The following is a 22,624-nucleotide window of genomic DNA, read 5'->3' as shown; positions in this document are numbered from 1 at the left end:
GTGGCCGTTGACCTGCGCACGAGCGGTCCACGGGAGCCGGGGGCGGCTGCTGCGGGCCGCACCGGGGCGGGTTACCGTGTCCCTTCATTTCGAGGGGGACAACTGATGTCGTACAACACGGGGCCGGGACCGTACCCGGGACAGCCGAATCCGGCGTGGGGAGGGAGCTGGCCGCCGCCGTTCCCGCCGCCGCCCCAGCCCGGCGTCATACCCCTGCAGCCGCTCGCCGTGGGCGAGATACTGAGCGGCGCCTTCACGGCCTTCCGCCGGTACGCCAAGCCCCTGATCGGCGTCATGCTCGCGGTGCAGGCCGTCGGAGTCATGATCATGGTCGCCGCGATCGGCGTGACCGTCGCCGTCACGCAGGACCGGTTCGCCGCCGTCCTCGACCTCCCGCCGGGCGAGGACGCCGACGGCGCAGACGTGGGGGCCCTGTTCCTGTCCTTCGTACCGGCCGCCGTGCTCCTGCTGGTCGTGGTGACGCTGGGCGCGGCGATGATCGCCGCCCTGTCTCCCGCGGTGGTGCAGGAGGCCGTGGTCGGCCGGCCCACGACCTTCGTCGCGATGTGGAGCCGCGCCTGGTCCCGGATGCCGGCGGTGCTCGGCACCCTGCTGCTGACGGGGCTGATCGTGGGCGGGCCGATCCTCGTCCTGTGCGCGGTCTGCGTCCCGCTGATCGTGATGTCCGCCGACGGCTCCGGTCCGCCGCCCGCCCTCGCCCTGCTGATCCCGGGCTTCCTGCTCTACATGCCCGTCGCGTTCTGGCTCATGACCCGGTTCAGCCTCGCGCCCGCCGTCGCCGTGTGCGAGGGGCTCGGCCCCGTCGCGTCCATGCGGCGCTCCTCCGCGCTGGTCAGCGGCGGATGGTGGCGCGTGTTCGGCATCTCGCTGGTCGGGTCCCTCGTGGCCGGAGCCATCGGCTACGCCATCCAGTTGCCGTTCGGCTTCGTCGGCATGGCCTCGCTGTTCCCCGCCATGGCGGAGGGCAGCGAGGGCAACGCGGATCCGCAGAAGATCATCGTCGGGCTCATCGTGTACGCGGTCGCCGTCCTGGTCGGCGGCGTGCTCAGCTCCCTCTTCCAGTACGCCTTCCCCTCGCTGGTGAACGCCCTGCTCTACGTCGACCTGCGGATGCGCAAGGAGAACCTCGCGCAGGCCCTGATCGCCACGGCCGCCGCCACCGCCGGTGCCGCCGCCACCGACGCACCCGCCCCCGCACCGGCGTCCGCCACGGGGACCGAAGGGGACTGACACCCGCCCGGCCATCGCGGGACGTGATGACAGTGAGTGCGGTGTACCGGTTTCCCGATCACCGCCCACCGTCGACCATGGAGGGAGCACCGCGCCCGGGCTCGCCCGCCCGGGCGCCACCTCCCCCCGACAGCAAGTGAGCACCCCGCACATGCGCCGCCCGCACCTCCCCGCCCGGCTCCCCCTGGACCCGTACGTCCTGGCCCTGCTCGGCACCGTCGGCCTCGCCGCCCTGCTCCCCGCCCGCGGTGCGGCCGCCCCGATCGCCGACGGCGCCTCCACCGCGGCCGTGGCCCTGCTCTTCTTCCTCTACGGCGCCCGGCTCTCCACCCGCGAGGCCCTCGACGGGCTGCGCCACTGGCGGCTGCACCTCACCGTGCTCGCCTGCACCTTCCTGCTCTTCCCGCTCCTCGGCCTGGCCGCCCGCGGTCTCGTCCCCGCCGTCCTGACCCAGCCGCTCTACGCCGGCCTGCTCTTCCTGTGCCTGGTCCCCTCGACCGTCCAGTCCTCCATAGCCTTCACCTCGATCGCCCGCGGCAACGTGCCCGCCGCGATCTGCGCCGGCTCCTTCTCCAGCCTGGCCGGCATCGTCCTCACCCCCCTCCTCGCCGCCGGTCTGCTCGGCGGCCACGCGGGCGGCTTCTCCCCCGACTCGCTCCTCAAGATCACCCTTCAGCTGCTGCTGCCCTTCCTCCTCGGACAGTCCCTGCGCCGCTGGGTCGGCGGCTTCCTCGTCCGCCACAAGCAGGTCCTCGGCTACGTCGACCGCGGCTCGATCCTGCTCGTCGTCTACGCCGCCTTCAGCGCGGGCGTGACCGCGGGGATCTGGCACCGGGTCAGCCTGCCGCGCCTCGGCGCCCTGCTGCTGGTGGAGGCGGTGCTCCTCGCCGTCATGCTCCTCGTCACCTGGTACGGCTCGGCCCGCCTCGGCTTCGGCCGCGCGGACCGCGTCGCCATCCAGTTCGCCGGGTCGAAGAAGAGCCTGGCCGCCGGACTCCCCATGGCCAGCGTGCTGTTCGGAGCCCAGGCCGGCCTCGCCGTGCTCCCGCTGATGCTCTTCCACCAGATGCAGCTGATGGTCTGCGCTGTCATCGCCCGTCGCCGCGCCGGGGACCCGGAGCGGCAACCCGCCGCCGACCGTGTGGCGGAGGTCTCGTCCGTGGCCCAACAGCCCACCGGCCAGGCCCGATAACGTGCGGTGGTGACCTGGATACGCCCGCTCGCCGCCCACGCCGAACGTCCCTGCACCCTGGTGGTCTGCCGCGGGTGCTGCTGCGGCGACCCCCGCAAGAACCCCGGCTCCGACCACGCCGGCCAACTCGCCCGGCTGCGCGAGGCCGCGGCCGCCTCGGGGGGCCGCCTGGCCGTCCGTACGAGCGAATGCCTCGGCCCCTGCGCCCAGGCCAACGTCATCGTGGTGCAGCCCACCACCGAAGCCCGCCGCCGCGGCGCCCGCGCGACCTGGTTCGGCTGGGCCCTGGACGACACCGCGACCGACGAGATCATCGCCTGGGCCGAGTCCGGCGGCCCGGGCACCACCCCCCTCCCGGCCACCCTCGACCTCCACCGCATCGACCCCCCGACCCCGAAGCCGGCCGCCGGCACCGCCCGCCGCGGCCGCCGGAAGGCTAGAGGGTGATCCGCTCCTCGCCTGCGTAGATGTTCATGTCCGGGCCCCGCAGGAAGCCGACCAGCGTCATCCCCGACTCCAGCGCCAGGTCCACCGCCAGCGAGGACGGTGCGGAGACGGCCGCCAGCACCGGGACGCCCGCCATCACGGCCTTCTGCACGAGCTCGAAGGAGGCCCGGCCCGACACCAGCAGGACCGCGCCCGTCAGCGGCAGCCGGCCGGCCTGGAACGCCCGGCCGACGATCTTGTCGACCGCGTTGTGCCGGCCCACGTCCTCCCGCAGGTCCAGCAGCTCGCCCCGCGCCGTGAACAGCCCCGCCGCGTGCAGTCCGCCCGTACGGTCGAAGACCTTCTGGGCCGCGCGCAGCCGGTCCGGGAGCTCGCACAGGACCTCCGCGGGCACCCGTACCGGATCGGCGGCGATCCCCGGGAAACGGGTCGCCGTACGGACCGCGTCCAGGCTCGCCTTGCCGCACAGGCCGCAGGAGGAGGTGGTGTAGACGTTCCGCTCCAGCGTGATGTCCGGCACCGGGACCCCGGCGGCCAGCTGCACGTTGACCACGTTGTAGGTGTTCGAACCGTCCTCCGTGGCCCCCTCGCAGTAGGTCACGGCCTGCACGTCGGAGGCGGCCGCGAGCACTCCCTCGCTGACCAGGAAGCCCACGGCCAGCGCGAAGTCGTCGCCCGGCGTACGCATCGTGATGGCGAGCGGCTTGCCGTTCAGACGTATCTCCAGCGGCTCCTCGGCCACCAGCGTGTCCGGGCGGACGCCCGCCCCGCCGTTCCGGATCCGGACGACGCGACGACGTTCGGTGACCCGTCCCATGGTGATCTGCCCTCCCCTTCTCTGCTTTCTCGCCGGTATCCGACGACCTCATTCTCCCGGTTCCGCTTCCCGCGACGCTCCCGGCAGGTGGATCCTCGGGAAGCTCCAAAATCCGGGGCCGGAATCCTGTCGGGTCACACGCACCCGTACCCACCAGTAGCAGGCAAAGCTGGGTGATCCTGACTTCCGTACAAGGGGGGACCCCGCCCATGACCGGTTCACGCGTGGTGGCGCTAGGGCACTACCAGCCCGCGAAAGTGCTCACCAACGAGGACCTCGCGGCCATGGTCGACACCACCGACGAGTGGATCCGGTCCCGCGTCGGCATCCGCACCCGCCACATGGCGGGCCCGGACGAGCCGGTGGACGAGCTGGCCTACCAGGCGGCGGGCAAGGCGCTGGCCGGCGCCGGCCTGACCCCCGACGACATCGACCTCGTCCTGGTCGCCACCTCCACCGCGATCGACCGTTCGCCCAACATGGCCGCGCGCGTGGCCGCCAAGCTGGGCATGGGCGGCGGCCCCGCCGTGATGGACATCAACGTCGTCTGCTCGGGCTTCACCCACGCCCTGGCCACCGCCGACCACGCCATCCGCGCCGGCTCCGCCACCCGCGCCCTGGTCATCGGCGCCGACAAGATGACCGAGATCACCGACTGGAACGACCGCACCACCTGCGTGCTCACCGGCGACGGCGCCGGCGCGGCCGTCGTCGAGGCCTGCGAGGAGCCGGGCATCGGCCCGGTGCTGTGGGGTTCGGTCCCGGAGATGGGCAACGCGGTCCGCATCGAGGGCTCCCCGCCGGTCTTCGCCCAGGAGGGCCAGTCCGTCTACCGCTGGACCACCAGCCAGCTCCCGCCGCTCGCCCGCAAGGTGTGCGAGAAGGCCGGGATCACCCCGGAGGACCTGGCAGCGGTCGTCCTGCACCAGGCGAACCTGCGGATCATCGAGCCGCTCGCCGCCAAGATCGGCGCCGTCAACGCCGTCGTCGCCCGCGACGTCGTCGACTCCGGCAACACCTCGGCCGCCAGCATCCCGATGGCCCTGTCCAAGCTGGTCCAGCGCGGCGAGATCCCCAGCGGCGCCCCGGTCCTCCTGTTCGGCTTCGGCGGCAACCTCTCCTACGCGGGCCAGGTCATCAGCTGCCCGTAGGCGCCGCCGTGCAGCCCGGGGTCCAGCGCACCTCGGCTCCCAGCGTCCCCAGCAGCACGACGACGAGCGCCACCAGCTGCCACAGCCCGGAGGCGCCCGTGCCGACCGGGACCGTCGCCAGGACGAGCACCAGCGCCGCCGCCCGGAACCGGGCCGGGCCGATCCCGAGCACCGCTCGGAAGGCCAGGTCCCCGGCGAGGTAGACGGCGACCCCGCCCGCGAGGGCGAGCGCCGGCCCGGTGTGCAGGTGCTCGCCCAGGTGCCCGATGGTCTTCTTGACGCCGGCCGCGAAGGCGGCGATCCCGAGCAGCATGGGCAGGAAGGCGTAGTAGTACGCGAGCATCGCCAGCTTGAAACGGTTCTCCGGCGGCGTCTCGGCGAAGACCTCCTCGGCCCGGCCCTCGTCGCGCACGAAGTACATCCACCACAGCGCGGACGCGACGGCGAGGGCGAGGAAGGCGCCCCCGGCGATCCCCAAGGACAGCGGCAGCGAGCCGGTCCCGATGCCGATCGCGATGACGGACTCGCCGAAGACGATGATCAGCAGCAGCCCGTGCCGCTCCACGAGGTGCCCGGAGCTCATGCCGCCGAGCTGGTCGCTGACGGTCGTCACCGCGGCCACGGCCTCGGCGGGCTCCGCCCCGCTCGCCGCCACCCGCTGCACCAGCTGCGGCACGGCGAACTGGATCAGCAGGGCGAGCAGCCACAGCCCCCAGGCGGGCGGCCCGTCGAAGAACCCGGCGGCCAGCACCGACAGCGCGCACAGCAGGTTGGGGAGCGCGAACCACAGCACCCCGAAGCCGTGCGCCTGCGTGTAGAGGGCGCTGTGCACGAGGACGACGAACACGTACCCCAGGCCGAAGGCGATCCCGCCGGCGCCGAAGGCGGTGGGCACCGCCAGCGCGCACACCAGGAACGCCCCCATGGCCAGCATGAGCAGGACCCGCCGGACGGTCCGGTCCGGCGGCACCTGGTTCGTCAGGTGCGCGTAGCCCCCGTACATCCAGAACAGCACGGTGAAGATCAGCACCACCTGTCCCGCGCCCCGCGGCGTCAGGTCGTCCGCCAGCAGCACCGTCAACTGCGTGATGGTGAAGACGAAGACGAGGTCGAAGAACAGCTCCAGCGTGCTGACGCGGTGCTCGGTTTCCATGCGCGGCTCCCCCCCGGATGTGTGCGCAGCCATCCGACCGCTCCGCCTCCCTCCTGTCCAGCCGGTATCGGCATCCGGAAGTCCCGCGGCGCCGTCACCCACCCCGCCCGCCCCCGGCGAGACACCACGTCTCGCTACGCCCGTCGGGGCATGCCCGCAGGTCAGCCCGGCGTGGCGGACGTCCACCCCGCGGATATGTGGTCGGAAGCCCGCCGATCCTTTGCTATTGTTGTCCATGTCGCCGCGGGAAACCGGGGCCGACCACCTGGTCCGGGTGGCGGAATGGCAGACGCGCTAGCTTGAGGTGCTAGTGCCCTTTATCGGGCGTGGGGGTTCAAGTCCCCCCTCGGACACAAGAAAGAACCCCACACATCGTGTGGGGTTCTTCTTTTTGCCCTCACGTGCCCAGGACCACCAGGCCCGTCGGGCTCGTCAGGCTGCCCGGGGTGACCGATGTGAAGGTGTGGGGCAGGGACAGGCGGGGCTGGTCGCCGGCCGGGGCGGCGTCGAAGAGGTAGGCCGCCCCGGCCGTGGTGTCGCTGACCAGGTGCGGGCCGCCCGGGGTGGCCGTGGCTCCGGTGAGCGGAGTGCGGAAGAGGCGGCGCAGGTGGCGGAGGGTCTCCGGGGTGACCGGCGCCCTCATCGGCACGGGCCGAGCCGGGGGCCGCGCGGCGGGGGCGTCCGCCGGGGCCGGGGCGGCGGCCGGGGCCTCCGGGGGGATCGCGCCGGTCAGGAGCAGGGCCAGGAGGACCGGGACGGCCTTGCGGCGCAGGGCCGCGGTGGCCTCGGGCAGCCGGTGGGCATGGGTCGCCGGCAGCGACAGCGCGAGGCTCCCGGCCGCGTCGCCGGTGGCGATCGGGACCGCCGAGCAGACGACCCCGGGGGAGTACTCGAGCAGATCGAAGACGGGCGCGCCCGGAGCGACCGCGTCCAGCGCGCTGAACAGCACCCTGCTGTCGGTGATCGTCCGCGGGGTGAGTCGGGCGGTCCGGTGCCGGGCCACGTGGTCGGCGCGGCGGTCGTGGTCGAGCTGGGTCAGCAGGCACTTGCCGACCGCGCTGGCGTGCGCGGCCGCCCGGAAGTCGACCCACTCCCGCACCGGCGGGGTCGCGGGCCCGTCCGCCATCTGGGTGATCCGGACCTCACCCCCGGCGTACCGGCCGAGGTACACCGCGGCGCCCGCGCTGTCCCGGGCCAGGGCCAGGGTGCGCTGGAGCTGGCCGGCCAGGCCGTGGCCGCCCGGGGCGGCGAGCCGGTCCAGGGCGGGCCCGCGCGCGTACACCCCCGCGCCCGGGCGGTACGCGTATTCCTCCTCGCACAGCATCGACAGGATGGGGCGCAGCTCCCCCTCGGCGAGGCCCGACTCCCGGCCCAGCTGGGCGGCCCGCACCCCGAGCGGGTGCTGTTCCAGGACGCGTACGACGGCCAGGGCGCGGCGGGCCTCCGCCAGGGCCTCGCCCGTCCCGCCCTGGACGACGGTCCCGCGGGCCGCCGCCGTCAGCGCCGGGTGGCGCAGCGGTCCGGTGGCCGGCCGGACCGTGGCCTCCGGTGCGGGGACGGTGGCCGGCGCCGTCGCCGCCACCGAGACGGGCGGCGCCAGGAAGGCGGCCAGCACCCCGGACAGCCCGGGCCGCGGCAGCGGCACCGGGCCCAGGTCGGGGTCCTCGAACTGGTCGACGTAGCGCAGCACGGCCGCCTGCGCGCACAGCCGGACCTCCCGGAGGTCCCGCCGGCCGCCCGGCCGGAAGCCGCGGCGGCCCAGCTCGCGCGCCCAGTGCCGGGCGTCGTGGTGTTCACCGCGCCGGGAGTGGTCGAGGAAGAGGCAGTACGCGGCGGCGGCGGTCGGCGGGCTCCCGGAACCGGCCGCGAACTGCCACCAGAAGCGGGACCCCTCGCGCAGCCCGGCGAGGTGGAGCAGGCAGCCGAAGACGACGGCGCCGGCCAGGTCGGTGCGCCCACCGGCGCCGAAGTGGTCGAGGTGCGCCCCGGCCCCCGGCGCGCACACCGAGGCCAGGCAGACGGCCTTGAGGTCGCGCCGGGCCCGTTCGGCGTCGAGCGGGCAGTCGCGGGCCGGGTCGCTCCAGCCGTAGGCGGACCGGCGCCGGGCCCGGTGCCCGGGGACCGGCCCGTGCGGTGTCGCCCGCAGCAGCCGGGCCTCGGCGGCGCCGAGGTCGTAGTACCGGTAGCGGTCGCGCACGCCGGCCCGGGCGAGGAACTCGGCGAGCGAGCGGGGGGTTCCGTCGCCGTCCCGCCGCTCCTGGGGTTCGTACCGCTTCATGAGCCGGCGGATTCGGCTGATTCGGCGGACGTGTCGAGCAGGCGCGCGAGCCGCCGGTGGGCCTGGCCGAGGTAGGAGCGGACCGTGGCCTCGTCGACGCCCATCACGGCCGCGGCCTCACCGGGGGTGCACTGGAGCCCGTACCTCAGGAGTACGGCGTCGCGCTGGCGCTCGGCGAGCCGGGAGACGGCGGAGTAGAAGCGGATGGTGTCGGTCAGCACCTCGTACTGGTCGGCGTGGGCCTCCTTGAGGGCGGCCTCGAAGGCGCTGATGTCCATCGGCTCGGGCTGCGGCTGCCAGGGGTGACGCCGGCCCTGCCGCTCGACCAGGCAGTGCTTGAGCACGGTCCACGCGTAGGCGTCGAGACGGTCCATGTGGAGCATCCGGAGCCATTGGCCCATGATCGAATCGAAGGTGGCGTCCACGGCCTCCTCCGCCGCCGCGTCGGACCCCAGGTGCAGGTACGCGAAGCGCATGTACGCGGGCCGCCGGTTGGCGTGGAAGGCCCAGTACGACAGGCGCGCCGTCGGGTGCCACTGGCTCATGGGAGTCGGCCGCCGACGCCGGCTCGGTAGTCCCACGGCCCCACCGGACTCCTCCGGTCCGCCATCGTTCACCGCTCCACCTCATCCCCTGTGCGCAGAACAGGAAAGCAGCGCGGGCGCACTCGGAGGGCGCAGAGAAGAAACCTGGAAGCATTGCGTCGGCGATGATCGACTTGTGATCGATGTCGATCGCACGGGGCTTCAGCCAGCACGTATGCATATGCCCGCTGCCGGTGCCGCCCGACCACCGGTCCGGTGGCCGACGGGCCGCCTGTACCATGGGCCCGATCGCGAGGGCCGTGACGGAGAGGTCACTGCCCTCGCTTTTGCGTTACGTCCACCCATGAACAAATGCGGCGCGTGGCCTTTCGGCGGTTCGATACGATGAACCGCACTCACAGTCCGTCACGTCACGTGGTACCGCACATAGGAAATGGAGCATCCGAGGATGGCTCGACACCTGATCACCAGCGCGCTTCCGTACATCAACGGGATCAAGCACCTGGGCAACATGGTCGGGTCGATGCTTCCGGCGGATGTGTACTCCCGGTACCTCCGCCAGCGCGGCCACGACGTCCTCTACATCTGCGCCACCGACGAGCACGGCACCCCCGCCGAGCTCGCCGCCAAGGAGGCCGGCATCTCGGTCGCCGAGTTCTGCGCGCAGGCCCACGACGCCCAGAAGGCGGTCTACGACGGCTTCGAGCTGTCCTTCGACTACTTCGGCCGCAGCTCCTCCGCGCAGAACCGCGAGATCACCCAGCACTTCGCGCGCAGGCTCCAGGAGAACGGCTTCATCGAGGAGCGCGCGATCCGGCAGGTCTACTCGCCGGTCGACGGCCGCTTCCTGCCCGACCGCTACGTCGAGGGCACCTGCCCGCACTGCGGCTACGACAAGGCCCGCGGCGACCAGTGCGAGAACTGCACCCGCGTCCTGGACCCCACGGACCTGATCGAGCCCCGCTCGGCCATCTCCGGCTCCACCGAGCTGGAGGTCCGCGAGACCAAGCACCTCTTCCTCCTGCAGTCCAAGCTCCAGCACGAGGTCGAGGCCTGGGTCTCCGAGCACGAGGAGGAGTGGCCGCAGCTCGCCTCCTCCATCGCCCGCAAGTGGCTGACCGAGGGCCTGCACGACCGCGCCATCACCCGTGACCTCGACTGGGGCGTCCCGGTCCCGGCCGATACGTGGCCCGAGCTGGCCGCCGAGGGCAAGGTCTTCTACGTCTGGTTCGACGCCCCGATCGAGTACATCGGGTCCACCAAGGAGTGGTCGGACCTGGACCCGGCGAACCGCGACTACAAGTCGTGGTGGTACGAGGCCGAGGACGTCCGCTACACCCAGTTCATGGCCAAGGACAACGTCCCGTTCCACACGGTGATGTTCCCCGCCACCGAACTGGCCACCCGCGAGCCGTGGAAGAAGGTCGACTACGTCAAGGCCTTCAACTGGCTGACGTACTACGGCGGCAAGTTCTCCACCTCGCAGAAGCGCGGTGTCTTCACCGACCAGGCGCTCGAGACCCTCCCGGCCGACTTCTGGCGCTACTTCCTCATCGCGAACGCGCCCGAGTCCGACGACTCGTCGTTCACCTGGGAGCACTTCGCCGCCACGGTCAACAAGGACCTCGGCGGCACCCTCGGCAACTTCGTGAACCGCGTACTGACCTTCTCCCGGAAGAAGTTCGGCGACGACGTCCCCGCCGGCAGCCCCGCCGGCGAGGCCGAGGCCAAGCTGGGCGAGCAGATCGCCGAGCTGCTGGCCGAGTACGAGGGCCACATGGACTCCCTCCAGTACCGCAAGGCCGCGGCCGCGCTGCGCGCCCTGTGGTCGGCCGGCAACGCCTACCTCGACGAGAAGGCCCCCTGGCTGGAGGTCAAGACCGACCTCGACGGCGCGGCGCTCACCCTGCGCACCGCGATGAACCTCATCCACCTCTACTCGGTGGTCTCCGAGCCCTTCATCCCGGCCTCGGCGCGCGCCATGCGCTCCTCCTTCGACCTCGCCGACGACACGGCCACGTGGATCACCCCCGAGCAGGCCAGGGCACTGGACGCGGTCCCGGCCGGTACGCCGTTCACCGTGCCGCCGGTGCTCTTCGCGCGGGTCACCGAGGAGGACCTGGAGTCCTACCGCGAGCGCTTCGGCGGTTCCCCGGAGGCCTGAGCCGCGCATGACCACCACGTGAGGGGCGCGACCTTTCGGGGTCGCGCCCCTCACGCGTGCCCGCCGGGCGGCCACGGCAGGGAAACCCCACCGTGAAGTGTCCACCTGGGTGCGCGGACCCGGCGGGGGCCGCGCGGCTCCCGCGACGTGACGGGCTCCTTCCGGATCGGGCCGTCGGACGGGCGGCCGACCGTGTGGAACGAGCGGTCGGGAGGGCATTTCGCCTGACAGCCCTCGCATAGGGGACAGCTGCACTAGCCTTCCGTCCGTGGATCAGCTGATCGCCGAAGACCCCACCCGTATCGGACCGTACCGCCTGATCGCCCGGCTGGGCGCGGGCGGCATGGGCCTGGTCTACCTGGGCCGCTCCGAGGGCGGCCGTACCGTCGCCGTGAAGGTGGTCCAGGCGGAGTTCGCCGGGAACCCTGAATTCCGCAGACGGTTCGCCCGTGAGGTGGCCGCCGCGCGCCGGGTGGGCGACAGCTGGACGGCGGCGGTGCTCGACGCCGACACCGAGGCCGCCGTGCCCTGGGTGGCGACCCAGTACATCCCGGGGCCCGACCTGCAGACCGTGGTCGCCCGGCAGTTCGGTCCGCTGCCCGAGGACTCCGTACGGACCCTCGCCAACCGGCTCGCGCTCGCGCTGCGGGCCGTGCACGACGCGGGCCTGATCCACCGCGACCTCAAGCCGTCCAACGTGCTCGTCACCGTCGACGGGCCCCGCGTCATCGACTTCGGCATCGCGCGGGCCATGGACAGCCTGACCGGGGACAGCCTGCACACCCGTACCGGCATGCTGATCGGCTCGCCGGGGTTCATGTCCCCGGAACAGGTGCGCGGACTCGAACTGACCCCCGCCAGCGACGTCTTCTGCCTCGGCGCGGTCCTCGTGTACGCCGCCACGGGGCGCATGCTCTTCGGCGCCAGGGACACCGGTCTGAACGCCCATCTCTTCCGGATCGCCGAGGAGGAGGCCGACCTGACCGGCGTGCCGGAGTCGCTGGTCGGCCTCGTCGGCGCGTGCCTGCACAAGGACCCGGCCCGGCGGCCCACCCCCGACGAGGTGGCGGCGCGTACGGCGGCGGACGCACCCGGGGAATGGCTCCCGGGCAAGGTACTGGCCCAACTGGGGCGCCACGCCGCCCAGCTGCTGGACTACGCCCCGGTGTCGCCTCCCGGAGCCGGAGCCGGAGCCGGGGCCGGAGGCGGAGGCGGAGCCGGGCTCGGAGGCGGACCCGGAGTCGGCGGCGGACCCGGAGTCGGCGGCGAGGCTCCGGCCGGGGGCACGCCCGCCGGGGCGCCGGACCCCCGCCTCGTACCGGCGCAGTCCCGGCAGGAGGCCTCCTCGTACGGGACACCGCCCGCGTACGCCCCCACGCCGCCCGGCCACTTCGGCCCCGCGGACGGCTTCGGCCCGCCCCCGGGCCCCGCCCCCGGCGACCCGCCCGCCTTCGCGCCCCCGCACCCGAGGCGGTGGTGGGGCCTAGCGGTCCTCGCCCTGACGCAGCTGCTCGTGCTCGTCGCAGCGGCCCAGTTCAACCTGCTGGCCCCGCGGGCGCACTCCGATTTCGGCATCAGCGGCGACGGCATCGGCCCGGCCTTCACCGCCTACTCGGTCGCCCTCGGCGGACTGCTGCTGCTCGGCGGGCACCTCGCCGACCTGCTCGGGGCCCGGCGGATGCTGGTGACCGGCCTGATCGGCTTCGCGGTGGCCGCCGCGCTCGGCGGCACGGCCGACGGCGCCGGGCTGCTGATCACCTCCCGCGCCCTGGAGGGCGCCTGCGCCGCCCTGCTCGTCCCGGCGGCCCTGTCCCTGGTGGCCACCGGTTTCACCGACCCCCGCGAACGCGGCCGGGCCTTCGGGATCTACGCCGCGCTCGCCGCGGGCGGCAGCGCGCTCGGCGTGTTCACGGGCGGATGGCTCGCCGAGACCCTGGCGTGGCGCTGGGCCCTGTGGTCGGTCATCCCGCTCGCCGTGCTCGCCCTGATCGGCGCGCTCACCCTGCTGCCGGACGGTCGGGGCCGTACCGGTGCCCGGTTCGACGGACCCGGGGTGCTCCTCGGATCGGCGGGACTCGCCGCGCTGACCTACGGCCTCGTCGAGGCCGGGACGGCCGGCTGGGCCCTCCCCCTGACCCTGTTGCCGCTCGTGGGCGGCGTCGCGCTGCTCGCCGCCTTCCTGTGGTGGGAGACCACGGCGTCCGGCCCGCTGCTCCCGCCGAACCTCCTCGCCGACCGCAGCCGCCTCGGCTCCCTCCTGGCCCTCCTGTTCACCGGCGCCGCCACGGTCGCCCTCCTCCCCGCCCTGGGTTTCTTCGCCCAGCAGATCCGCGGCGAGGGACCGGCCGCGTCCGGGACGGCCCACCTGCCCCTGCTCGCCGCCGCCCTGGTGACCGCCACCCAGGTCTCCGCCCGCCTGCTGCCCCGCGTGGCACCGCGCGCCCTGATCCTGCCCGGCCTGCTGCTCACCGCCCTCGGGCTGGGCCTGCTGGCCGGTGTGGGGGGCGCCACCACCTACGTGGTCGGGGTGCTGCCCGGCCTGCTGCTCACGGGCGCGGGTCTGGGCCTGACCCTCGTCCCGCTCTACTCCCTCGCGACCGCCGGGGTGACCCCGCGGCACGCCGGCGGGGCCTCGGCGGCCCTCGGCGCGGCCCACCATCTGGGGCAGTCGATCGGCGGGGCCGTGCTCGGCACCGTCCTGCTGAGCCACTTCGACGGGGTCTCGGACGACACCGACCTGTTCGCCCGGCTGCTGGACTCCTACACCACCACCCTGTGGTGCGCGGTCGGCGGCCTCCTCCTCGTGGCCCTGCCGACCGCCCTGTCGATCCGAACCACACCCCCGCGGCGGGACACCCCCTAGGGCTGCGCCGGGTGGGTGCAGTGGGCGGAACGGTCCCGGTCCGCCGCTCAGCCGGTCCGTACGAAGGTCCGCACCGCCGTGTCGAAGTAGCCGCGGGCCTCGCCGGAACGCCCGACCGGCGAGGAGACCCACACGTCGTACAGCCGGCCGCCCTCCTCCCAGCACAGGTCGCGGGTGTGCCGGGGGCCTTCGGCCGCCGAGAAGCCGTTCCAGGTGAACAGCCAGAGGGCGGCGTCGTGGCCGTCGTGCGTGCGGGCGACGACCTCGGCGTCCCGGTAGCCGGGGTTGTTCGACGGCCCCCTGGCGTGGGCCCGTTGGTGCACGGCGAGCGGTCCGCCCGATTCCGGATCAGCCACCTTGATGCCGATGCGGAAGGTCTCGCCGGGGGACATGTAGAAGATCCGCGGTCCCTCGACCTTGCGCGTGAAGCCGAGGGGGACGGCGAGCGAGAAGCCCTCCGGGTCCTCGACCACGCGGTAGCCGGCGGGGGCGGCCTTGTCGTCGGACGAGGGGGCAACCGGCTGCGCCGCCGGACTGGCCGTCCCGGTCCGCCCGCCGGGGCCGCCGGAGGAGGGCGTGGGGGTGGTGGGCGCGGGCGTGGTGGATGCGGGAGGTGCGGAGGTGACCGCGTCCGTGGCCGCGCTGCGGCCGCCCGAGCCCCCGCTCGTGGACGCCTGCCGCGGGCGATCGTCGTCGTTCATGAGCAGGGCGGCGGCCGATACGCCCGCGCCGGCGATCGCGGCCACCAGCAGACCGGCGATCAGCGCGGCAGCCGGCCGGCGCTTCGCGGGGGAGGGGACCGCCGGGGCCGCGGCCCCGGGGGCGGTCACGGGCGCCGTGGCGGGCACGGACGTCGGCACCGACGGCAGCGGTGCGGGCGGCGGAGTCGGTACGGGCGCCGGTACGGGTACCGGTGCGGCGGGCCTGACCACGTCCTGCGTCGGCGTGTACTCGGGCGCCGCCGCCGCATAGGCCCGCAGCAGCCGCTCCGCCTGCTCCGCGCCGAGCCGCTCGGCGGGATCGCGCTCCAGCAGCCCCCGCACCACCGGCAGCAGCGGCCCGCACGCGGCGGGCGGCCGGATCTCGTCGTAGACCACCGCATGCAGCACCCCGCCGAGCGAGTCCCGCCGGAACGGGGAGGCGCCGCTCACCGCAGCGCACAGCAGGGCACCCAGCGACCACAGGTCGGACTCCGGCCCCACCGGCGTCTGCGCGGACATCCGTTCGGGCGCGGTGTACTCCGGGGAGCCGACGAAGGCCCCCGTCGAGGTCAGCGTCGTCGCGCCCGCCACTTGCGCGATGCCGAAGTCCGTGAGGACGGGCCGGCCGCCCGGCGCCTCCAGCAGCACGTTCGCCGGCTTGATGTCCCGGTGCAGCACACCCGCGGCGTGCGCCGTGCGCAGGGCGCCGAGCAGGGCGATCCCGATCCGGGCGCCCTCCGCGGGGTCCACCGGGCCGGTACGGGAGAGCCGGTCGGCGAGGGAGACGCCCTCGACCAGCTCCATGACGATGTACGGGCGTTCGTCGTCCTCGACGATGTCGTGCACCACGATGATGTGCGGGTGCTTGAGCTGCGCGGCCGCGCGCGCCTCGCGGAGCGTGCGCTCGCGCTGGAGCAGGGCCTCGTCCTCGGACAGCGCGGGATCGAGGGCGACCTCCTTGACGGCGACGCTCCGGCCGAGCAGTTGGTCGGTGGCGCGCCACACGACGCCCATGCCACCGCGGCCGAGCTTGGCGTCCAGCCGGTAACGCCCGGCGATGAGTCGGGCGTTCTCCCCCTGGGTCCCCATGGCGCCATCATGCCGCATCACCGGTGCGGGGCGGGGCCGGGCGCACGCTCGCGCGGACGCACGACCGGGTGACGTGATCCCCGCGTCCGGGTTCGCGTTCCCTGCGCGGCGTGTCGAACCGGGGCCTTGATCGTTTCTTCAGCGGTGACCGGTGACCGGTGACCGGTGACCATGCATCGCCGCGGAATTCGGGAGGACGCGCGTGACCGCTTGGCAGTACTTCGCCGGGGCGGGGCTGGTGGCGGCGCTCTGCCCGCTGCACGGCCACGTGGCGGTCGCGGGCGACGGCCACGGCCGCGGCGCCCGCGTCGACCTGTGCGTGCCGATGAAGGGGCCGCAGCCGAGGGGGCCCCTCGCACGGCCTTCCGGGCGGCCCTCGGTACGGGCGGCCGTGCCCGGCGCCGACCGGCCGACCGTGCACCACCCGGGGCGGACGCCCGTGCCGGCCGCCGCCCCGGAGCGTCCCGGACGGCCGGCGCGGCCCGGACTGCCGGAGCCGGTGCGGCCGCCGGGCGCGCCGGATCCGGCGGAGCCTGCCGCGCAGGCGGCGGCCGGGGAAGCGGAGCCGCCGGAGCCCGCGCCGGATCCCGCCGAGGAGAGGACGACGGCGCCCGCCGCCGCCCCGCCCGGGCCCCGGGCCGCGGTCGCCCGCGTGAGCGCCTTCCACGTGCGTCCGTACCGCGCGGTGGCACTGGAGCGGCGCGGCCCGAACGGCATGTCGACCATGATGCTCATGGTCGTCGTCACCACCCCGGCCGTGCTCGCCGCCGCCGCCCTGCGCCCGCGTTCCAAGAGCCGCGGCTGACCCCGCCGCGCCCGGCGCGACCCGACCCGCCCGACCCACCCGACTCAGCCCACTCCACCCACCCCACCCACACCGGGAGAACCCACGTGTCCGAATGGCTGGTCCTGGCCATTGCCATGGCGCTCGTCTGCGCCGTCGTCCTCGCCATCACCACGATCCGGCACCGCCGGGCCGCGGACGACGAGGACACCAGCGAAACCCCCGACGTCATCGAGTACATGACGATGATGGTGGGCGTGGTCTACGCGATCGTGCTGGGCCTGGCCATCGCGGGCGTCTGGGAGGCGCGCGGCGCCGCGGAGGACAGCGTGCGCCGCGAGGCCCAGGCGCTGTACGAGGTCACCCAGCGCGCCGACGTCTACCCGGCCGCGGTCCGCGACCGGATCCGCGGCGAGGTGGACGCGTACGTCACCCACACCGTCGCCGTGGACTGGCCGCTGCTGACCTCAGGGGAGGGCGCGTCGGCCGAGGGCGCCCGGCTCCTGGGCAAGCTGCGCAGCGACGTCACCCACCAGAGCCCGGCCACCGAGCTGCAGGCGCAGGCCTACCAGCCGTTGCTGGACCACATCGCGGCCGCCGACGACGCCCGCCACTCGCGGACCCAGAGCTCCGAGTCCACGCTGCCGAGCGTGGTCTGGTTCGGGCTGCTCGTCGGCGGGGTGGTCACGGTCGGGCTGATCTTCACCCTGCAGATCCGCCGTTCCGGGCGGGAGTTGCTGCTCGCCGGACTGTTCAGCGCGCTGATCGTGTTCCTGCTCTTCATGGTGTGGAGCTTCGACGCGCCCTACGGGCGGGAGGGGATCGACTCGGCGGGGCCGTTCCAGGACCTGTTCCCGAAGACGGCGGTGACCGCGGCCCGCTGAGCCCGCCGGTCGGCGCCCGTTACACCGCCACCTGCCGGCGGACCGCCTGCACCACCGGTGAATGCCGCAGGGCGTGGGAGATCCGCAGCAGGTCGCGGGGTACGTCGGGGGTGTCGAGCGGGGTCTCCTCGTCCTCGCCGATGATCTTGCCCTCGGGGTCGGCGGAACGGGCCCGTACGGCGGCCGCGACCATGGCGGCGTCCGCGACCGCGCGGGCGGTCTCCTCGTCGGCTCCGGTGGCGACGGCGCTCTCGTACGCGTCGTCGCGCAGGCCCTTGTCGAAGTACGGGCCCAGGTGCAGGAAGCCGTCGTGGATGTCCGACTCCCGCTGGATCACCCGCAGCTCGGCCGCCGACCACCAGGCCATCTGCACGGAGGGCGTGCCGCTGGGCGCGGAGATCTGCACCTCCTGCCACAGCGCGCCGAGCCGGCGGTACGTCGCCCAGGTCTGCCAGTGGTCCGACAGCCGCTGGCAGACGAGGGGGACCACGAAGCCCATCGCGCTGATCAGGGCGCCCAGGGCCGCGAGCGGCGGGGCGACGTAGGTGCTGAGGTCGTCGAGGTTGTGGCCCAGCCAGCGGGCGACCACCGCGGAGATCTTGGTGGCGTCGTAGGTGAGGTTGAAGATGTAGCCGGAGACGATGATCATCAGGCCGACCCGCAGCCAGCCGCGCACCTGCAGCGACCAGCGCCAGCACAGGACCACCATCACCACCGCGGCCACGTGGTGGGCCAGCAGGTAGAGGGCGATCATCATCCCGATGTACGGGGTGTTCGCGTAGAAGGTGTCGAAGTCGCGCAGCCGCTCCACCGGGGTGTCACCGAGGGCGAACAGCACGACCAGGGCGGCGATGACGAGGCTGTAGCCCTTGATCCAGCGGCGCGAGACGCGTCGGGTCTGTTCCGGCTCCCCGCCCCGCCAGTTGACCATCAGGACCAGGCAGGAGGCGCTGAAGGCGGTGATCAGGCAGTACACGAGGGGGGCCGAGACGTTGACGATCCCGGTCCAGCGGTTGACCGCCGCGATGGTGGGCGGGGCGGCGAAGAAGAACACCGCTCCCGCCAGGGTCAGCAGGGCGACGACCGACCGCAGGAGCGGGTCACGCCAGTTGTGCCGAAGGGCCGGCAGCTTGAAGGCGAGTGAGATCGCCATCGCGGCCGCGGGTATGTAGTAGTCCTCGCCGTTCAACGGTCGTTCCTGTGCCCCCGGTAGCCCAGCGACGCCTCGATGCGGCCCGCCAGTTGGTCGCGCTGGACCGGAGCCCGGTGGCCGGCCGATCCGGCCAGCCAGTTCCGGCACCGACTTCCCAGCAGTAAGCCGAAGGTCTCGGCCTCGGTCTCCTCCTGGACGTCGGCGCGGGTGCGCGCGGCGACCCGGCGGACGGTCTCGCCGATGTCGGCCTCGTCGGACAGCAGGCGCGCGGCGACGGCGGCCCCGTCGACGTGGTGGCTGCAGTGGCCGGCCTTCATGTGCCACAGCTCGTGGCCCAGGATGACCAGCTGATGGTCGGGCGCGGTGCGTTCCTCGATGACCACGAGGTCGCGGTCCGCCATGTCGAGCCACAGGCCGCTGGCCGTCCGCGGGGGGAACGAGGCCATCCGGAAGTCCACCCGTCGGCCGCGGTGTCTGCTCATGCCCTCGCAGAGGGCAGCGTAGAGTTCCACGGGTTCCGCGGGGGCGGTCAGCCGGATGCCGGCCACCAGCTCCCCGCACAACCGCCGCTGCTCTCTGCCTATGCTCACCGTTCTCCCCGTCGGCGCGGATCCGGATCAGGACTCAAGGATCAGACCCAGACTTTCGACTGGGTCAGGATTCATTCGGTTTGACGCTTTCGAGGAGCATGTCCAGCCATTCGGTCACCTTGTCCCGGTGCTTGTCGCTGGGCAGTTGGGCGGCGCGCCAGGCGATGCCCCGTACACCGTGGTTCTGGAGGAGTCTTGCCAGCGGATCGCCCGCTGATGCGGCCGAGGCCGGTACGGTTTCCCGCGCGCGCCCCGCGAAGTCCTGCAGCAGCTGTTGCTCGGTCCGCTGAAGGGCGTCGGTGAGGGCGTCGGAGTCGTGTGCCGTGAGGAACCCGGCGTGCACCCCGAAGAAGCGCTGGATCGCGTCGCAGTGCTCCATGGTGGGGCGGCGGTCACCGTTGATCAGGGCCCCGGCCTGCTGCCGCGACATGCCGGCGCCGTCCGCGATCTCCTGCTGCGTGTAGCGGCGGCCGTTCGGTTTGACGCGCGTGCGCCGCAGCAGGTCGAGCCGCTGGAGGAACCGGGTCTGCAGATCGGGTTCGCCGGCCGGCCTGCCGTCGAGGAGGGTCCTCACCACGTCCGTGGGCACGCCGGAGGCCTCCGAGAGCCGCCGCAGGTCGAAGACCTGGTTCAGGTCGCGGCCCATCTTGCCCGCGAGTTCGGCGACACGCGTGATGGTGGCTGCCAGGGGTGCGTTGGCCACCGCGACGGGAGCCGGGAAGCCGTCTGTCACCAGTGGTTCTCCTAGATCGCGCGAAGTCGGTACGGCACATGGTCGGCTTCTGGAATCTAGCCGCTCTCGCCTGTAAGGGCTAGAACGTGCCACAGCTGTGGCGGGAATGAGCTGTCAAGAGGCTGGAATTGCCACAATAGTTGACACTCGAATGAAGTCGGTAGCAGGATCGCCACACGGAAATGAAGATCCAGACCGGAGGAGGGGGAGCTCTCGGTGCCACATCTCGCAGCGGTGGGCCCGTCCGATGGCCTCGCCCGAGCCGGTGAGGAGCGCCTGGCGGGCGAGGAGTCCGCACGAGGCGTCGTGCGGTCGGAGCGACGCAAGGAGATTTTGCGCCAGCGCCGCGAGGAGCTGGGGCTGAGCCAGGAGGACCTCGCCGCCCGGCTGCGCATCAGCGTGCGCGCGTACGGAAACTGGGAACGCGGCCTCGTCAAGGAGTGGACGGACCGCAAACTGCTCGCCTTGGCCGAGGCCTTGGAGATGAGCGAGCGGCAGTGCTTCTGGCTGTTCCGCGTCATGGTCGACCGCGACCCGCCGCCCACGTGGCGGGCGGCCGAGGAGAACCGGCTGCCCGAGGACCCGGCGCAGCGTGACTACCTGTGCGACTACGCGGCCCTCATGGAGTCGGTGCCCCACCCGAGCTTCCTGGTGGACCACCGCTGGGACGTCGCGCTCACCAACTCCGCCTTCGACCAGCTCTTCCAGTCCGTACGGCCGCACCCGACGGCCCTGCCGGACGACAACTTCCTGCGCTTCGTGCTGTTCCACCCGGACGCGGCGGGCGTGCTGGAGGACCACGAACCGGCCTGGTGCGTACCGCTGCTGGCGCAGTTCGCGGCCGCGCTGGTCGCGGCTCCCGAGGACGAGGGGCTGCGCAGCATCCGTCAGGAAGTGGCCCGTGACCCGTTCATGGAGGCCGCCTACCGGTACGGGGTGCCGCACTGGCTGAGCATGCGCGGGGCCGAGGCCGCCGAGATGGACGGGGCGGTCCGCACCGTGCGCCACCCCGACCCGCGGTGGGGGCTGGTGCGCTGCCGGATGGTGGCCGAGACCAGTCGGATGCTGGACGAGATGGGTCTGACGCGGATCACCCTGATCCTGTCGATGCCGCAGGGCGCCCCGGTGGGTCCCGTGCGGGGCGGTGGCGCGGTCGCGCACCAGCAGGGCGCCAGGCTGCGCGCCGTGCCGTCGCTGGAGGAGTGAGCGGCCGGGGCAGACTGGTGCCGGCGGGCGCGCGGCGGGTTCGGTGCCACCGATCGTGTCACCGATCGTGGCATTGGCGCCGCCGGAGCCACCTCGGGCACGATCGTGGTGCGGGAACCGCCACGGGAGCTGCCACGGCCACCGGCACCCACGGTGGCCTCTGCACCGGCACGGGCGAAGGGCGGTAGGGACGTGCGGCTGACGATCCTCGGCGGGGGCGGCTTCCGGGTGCCGCTCGTCTACGGAGCACTCCTCGGCGACCACGCCGAGGGCCGGGTGTCCCATGTGACGCTGTACGACGAGGACCCGGCTCGGCTCACCGCCATGGCCCGCGTCCTGCGCGACCAGGCGGAGGCCGCCGGTGTACCCGACGCCCCGGCCGTCACCACCACCGGCGACCTCGACGAGGCCCTGCGCGGCGCGGACTTCGTGTTCTCGGCCATCCGCGTCGGCGGCCTGGAAGGACGCGCCACGGACGAGCGGATCGCCCTCGCCGAGGGGGTGCTGGGCCAGGAGACGGTGGGCGCGGGCGGGATCGCGTACGGGCTGCGGACCGTGCCGGTGGCCCGCGCGATCGCGCGCCGCGTCGCGCGCGTCGCCCCCGAGGCGTGGGTCATCAACTTCACCAACCCGGCCGGACTGGTCACCGAGGCCATGGCCGAGGAGCTCGGCGAGCGGGTGATCGGCATCTGCGATTCCCCCGTGGGCCTCGGCCGGCGCATCGCCCGGCTGCTCGGGGCCCGGCCGCAGGAGGCCTGGATCGACTACGTCGGCCTCAACCACCTGGGCTGGGTGCGCGGGCTGCGCATCGGCGGCCGCGACGAACTGCCCCGGCTGCTGGCCGACACCAAGGCCCTGGAGTCCTTCGAGGAGGGCCGGCTCTTCGGGGCCGAGTGGCTGCGCTCCCTCGGTGCGATTCCCAACGAGTACCTGCACTACTACTACTTCAACCGTGACACCGTACGGGCCTACCAGGAGGCCGGGCAGACCCGCGGGGCGTTCCTGCGCGACCAGCAGCGCGGCTTCTACGCCGAGGCAGGCCGGGACGGGCAGCCGGCCGGGGCGGCGCTGGCCGCCTGGGACCGGACCCGGGCCGAGCGCGAGGCCACGTACATGGCCGAGAACCGCGAGGCGGCCGGCGTCGGCGAGCGCGACGAGAGCGACCTGGAGTCCGGCGGGTACGAGAAGGTCGCGCTCGCGTTGATGCGGGCCATCGCCCGGGACGAGCGGGCCACCCTGATCCTCAACGTCCGCAACGGCTCGACGCTGTCGGTCCTGGACGCCGAGGCGGTCATCGAGGTGCCCTGCCTGGTCGACGCGAACGGCGCCCACCCGGTCGGCGTCGCACAGCTGCCGCTGCACGCGGTGGGGCTCGTGACGGCCGTCAAGGCGGTCGAGCGGGAGGTCCTCGCGGCCGCGGCGAGCGGGTCCCGGGCGGCCGCGGTCAAGGCCTTCGCCCTGCACCCGCTGGTGGACTCCGTGGCCGTGGCGCGGCGGCTGCTCGACGGGTACGCGGCGGAGCACCCGGGGCTGGCGTACCTGCGCTGACCCGGACGCGCCGCCGTGGCCGCGCCGGCGGGCGGGTGCGGCGGGCCGTCGGGTCCCCCGTACGGCGCAGCGCCG

The 22,624-nt window shown here is 73.5% G+C and carries 17 protein-coding genes, 1 tRNA gene and 1 pseudogene; 11 read left to right on the top strand and 8 right to left on the bottom strand.

Annotated elements, in window-relative coordinates; all coding sequences use genetic code 11:
• Positions 1-105: 105 nt before the first annotated feature.
• From ACZ6JT_RS05865 to ACZ6JT_RS05855, 3 genes are all read left to right on the top strand, one after another.
• Positions 106-1,251 carry an oxidoreductase gene (locus ACZ6JT_RS05865; protein ID WP_469207553.1) on the top strand — a complete coding sequence of 382 codons (1,146 nt, stop codon included), beginning with the start codon at positions 106-108 and terminating at the stop codon, positions 1,249-1,251.
• A gap of 151 nt (positions 1,252-1,402) precedes the next feature.
• On the top strand, positions 1,403-2,443 hold the full coding sequence (locus ACZ6JT_RS05860; protein WP_469207551.1) for a bile acid:sodium symporter family protein: 1,041 nt from the start codon (positions 1,403-1,405) through the stop codon (positions 2,441-2,443).
• Positions 2,444-2,452: 9 nt separating this feature from the next.
• Entirely contained in the window at positions 2,453-2,890 is a 438-nt protein-coding gene (locus ACZ6JT_RS05855; RefSeq protein WP_469207548.1) for a (2Fe-2S) ferredoxin domain-containing protein, read from the top strand.
• Here the strand turns inward: ACZ6JT_RS05855 and fdhD are convergent.
• A complete protein-coding gene (gene fdhD / locus ACZ6JT_RS05850; RefSeq protein ID WP_030720626.1) occupies positions 2,880-3,707 on the bottom strand; it encodes a formate dehydrogenase accessory sulfurtransferase FdhD in 828 nt (275 codons plus the stop codon). The two genes, ACZ6JT_RS05855 and fdhD, sit on opposite strands and share 11 nt — an antisense overlap.
• Positions 3,708-3,916: 209 nt before the next feature.
• Here fdhD and ACZ6JT_RS05845 point away from each other — a divergent pair, with 209 nt between their 5' ends.
• The gene (locus ACZ6JT_RS05845; RefSeq protein WP_030720623.1) at positions 3,917-4,858 is read left to right on the top strand and encodes a beta-ketoacyl-ACP synthase III; all 942 of its coding nucleotides are present in this window, start codon (positions 3,917-3,919) and stop codon (positions 4,856-4,858) included.
• On the opposite strand, the gene ACZ6JT_RS05840 is transcribed toward ACZ6JT_RS05845, so the two are convergent.
• Complete coding sequence (locus ACZ6JT_RS05840; RefSeq protein ID WP_388473381.1) at positions 4,845-6,011, bottom strand: low temperature requirement protein A; 1,167 nt, start codon at positions 6,009-6,011, stop codon at positions 4,845-4,847. The two genes, ACZ6JT_RS05845 and ACZ6JT_RS05840, sit on opposite strands and share 14 nt — an antisense overlap.
• Before the next feature lie 268 nt (positions 6,012-6,279).
• Between ACZ6JT_RS05840 and ACZ6JT_RS05835 the strand changes: the two genes are divergently transcribed.
• Positions 6,280-6,364 (top strand) — tRNA-Leu (locus ACZ6JT_RS05835).
• A 377-nt stretch (positions 6,365-6,741) separates the two neighbouring features.
• On the opposite strand, the pseudogene ACZ6JT_RS05830 reads toward ACZ6JT_RS05835, so the two are convergent.
• Positions 6,742-7,461 (bottom strand): annotated as a pseudogene (locus ACZ6JT_RS05830) (IclR family transcriptional regulator domain-containing protein); the annotation flags it as partial.
• An 824-nt stretch (positions 7,462-8,285) separates the two neighbouring features.
• Positions 8,286-8,834, bottom strand: coding sequence for a sigma factor-like helix-turn-helix DNA-binding protein (locus ACZ6JT_RS05825; protein WP_469207545.1), 549 nt, complete (start codon positions 8,832-8,834; stop codon positions 8,286-8,288).
• Between the two features lie 448 nt (positions 8,835-9,282).
• Between ACZ6JT_RS05825 and metG the strand changes: the two genes are divergently transcribed.
• Together metG and ACZ6JT_RS05815 are read left to right on the top strand one after the other, a co-directional pair.
• On the top strand, positions 9,283-10,998 hold the full coding sequence (metG, locus tag ACZ6JT_RS05820) for a methionine--tRNA ligase (protein WP_469207543.1): 1,716 nt from the start codon (positions 9,283-9,285) through the stop codon (positions 10,996-10,998).
• Positions 10,999-11,266: 268 nt separating this feature from the next.
• A complete protein-coding gene (locus tag ACZ6JT_RS05815; RefSeq protein ID WP_469207541.1) occupies positions 11,267-13,861 on the top strand; it encodes an MFS transporter in 2,595 nt (864 codons plus the stop codon).
• A 47-nt stretch (positions 13,862-13,908) separates the two neighbouring features.
• Here ACZ6JT_RS05815 and ACZ6JT_RS05810 read toward each other — a convergent pair whose 3' ends face one another.
• Positions 13,909-15,651, bottom strand: a complete 1,743-nt coding sequence (locus ACZ6JT_RS05810) for a serine/threonine-protein kinase (protein WP_469207539.1) — start codon at positions 15,649-15,651, stop codon at positions 13,909-13,911.
• 202 nt (positions 15,652-15,853) lie between these two features.
• On the opposite strand from ACZ6JT_RS05810, the gene ACZ6JT_RS05805 reads away from it, so the two are divergent.
• Together ACZ6JT_RS05805 and ACZ6JT_RS05800 are read left to right on the top strand one after the other, a co-directional pair.
• Positions 15,854-16,456, top strand: a complete 603-nt coding sequence (locus ACZ6JT_RS05805) for a hypothetical protein (RefSeq protein WP_469207537.1) — start codon at positions 15,854-15,856, stop codon at positions 16,454-16,456.
• 86 nt (positions 16,457-16,542) lie between these two features.
• On the top strand, positions 16,543-17,319 hold the full coding sequence (locus tag ACZ6JT_RS05800) for a bestrophin-like domain (RefSeq protein WP_469207535.1): 777 nt from the start codon (positions 16,543-16,545) through the stop codon (positions 17,317-17,319).
• 19 nt (positions 17,320-17,338) lie between these two features.
• Here the strand turns inward: ACZ6JT_RS05800 and ACZ6JT_RS05795 are convergent, their stop codons facing one another.
• From ACZ6JT_RS05795 to ACZ6JT_RS05785, 3 genes are all read right to left on the bottom strand, one after another.
• Positions 17,339-18,508: an MAB_1171c family putative transporter gene (locus ACZ6JT_RS05795; protein WP_469207533.1), complete on the bottom strand. Its 1,170-nt coding sequence runs from the start codon at positions 18,506-18,508 to the stop codon at positions 17,339-17,341.
• Complete coding sequence (locus tag ACZ6JT_RS05790; RefSeq protein ID WP_351291935.1) at positions 18,505-19,062, bottom strand: toxin-antitoxin system, toxin component; 558 nt, start codon at positions 19,060-19,062, stop codon at positions 18,505-18,507. Before ACZ6JT_RS05790 ends, ACZ6JT_RS05795 begins: the two co-directional genes overlap by 4 nt.
• A gap of 64 nt (positions 19,063-19,126) precedes the next feature.
• Entirely contained in the window at positions 19,127-19,795 is a 669-nt protein-coding gene (locus ACZ6JT_RS05785) for a helix-turn-helix domain-containing protein (protein ID WP_365469225.1), read from the bottom strand.
• Positions 19,796-20,011: 216 nt separating this feature from the next.
• Between ACZ6JT_RS05785 and ACZ6JT_RS05780 the strand changes: the two genes are divergently transcribed.
• Together ACZ6JT_RS05780 and ACZ6JT_RS05775 are read left to right on the top strand one after the other, a co-directional pair.
• On the top strand, positions 20,012-21,001 hold the full coding sequence (locus ACZ6JT_RS05780; protein ID WP_469207530.1) for a helix-turn-helix domain-containing protein: 990 nt from the start codon (positions 20,012-20,014) through the stop codon (positions 20,999-21,001).
• Between the two features lie 192 nt (positions 21,002-21,193).
• A complete protein-coding gene (locus ACZ6JT_RS05775; protein WP_469207528.1) occupies positions 21,194-22,549 on the top strand; it encodes a 6-phospho-beta-glucosidase in 1,356 nt (451 codons plus the stop codon).
• Positions 22,550-22,624 lie beyond the last annotated feature (75 nt).

This window comes from Streptomyces sp. NPDC046308 (assembly GCF_055588065.1).
Note: the sequence above shows the minus strand (reverse complement) of the source record. Positions and strands in the feature narration are given on the sequence as shown.

Bases quoted from the DNA above. Each gene is read 5' to 3' on its own strand.
- ACZ6JT_RS05845 (WP_030720623.1), top strand. From the start codon at position 3,917: ATGACCGGTTCACGCGTGGTGGCGCTAGGGCACTACCAGCCCGCGAAA.
- ACZ6JT_RS05840 (WP_388473381.1), bottom strand. From the start codon at position 6,011: ATGGAAACCGAGCACCGCGTCAGCACGCTGGAGCTGTTCTTCGACCTC.
- metG (WP_469207543.1), top strand. From the start codon at position 9,283: ATGGCTCGACACCTGATCACCAGCGCGCTTCCGTACATCAACGGGATC.
- ACZ6JT_RS05865 (WP_469207553.1), top strand. From the start codon at position 106: ATGTCGTACAACACGGGGCCGGGACCGTACCCGGGACAGCCGAATCCG.
- fdhD (WP_030720626.1), bottom strand. From the start codon at position 3,707: ATGGGACGGGTCACCGAACGTCGTCGCGTCGTCCGGATCCGGAACGGC.
- ACZ6JT_RS05860 (WP_469207551.1), top strand. From the start codon at position 1,403: ATGCGCCGCCCGCACCTCCCCGCCCGGCTCCCCCTGGACCCGTACGTC.
- ACZ6JT_RS05810 (WP_469207539.1), bottom strand. From the start codon at position 15,651: ATGGGGACCCAGGGGGAGAACGCCCGACTCATCGCCGGGCGTTACCGG.
- ACZ6JT_RS05825 (WP_469207545.1), bottom strand. From the start codon at position 8,834: ATGAGCCAGTGGCACCCGACGGCGCGCCTGTCGTACTGGGCCTTCCAC.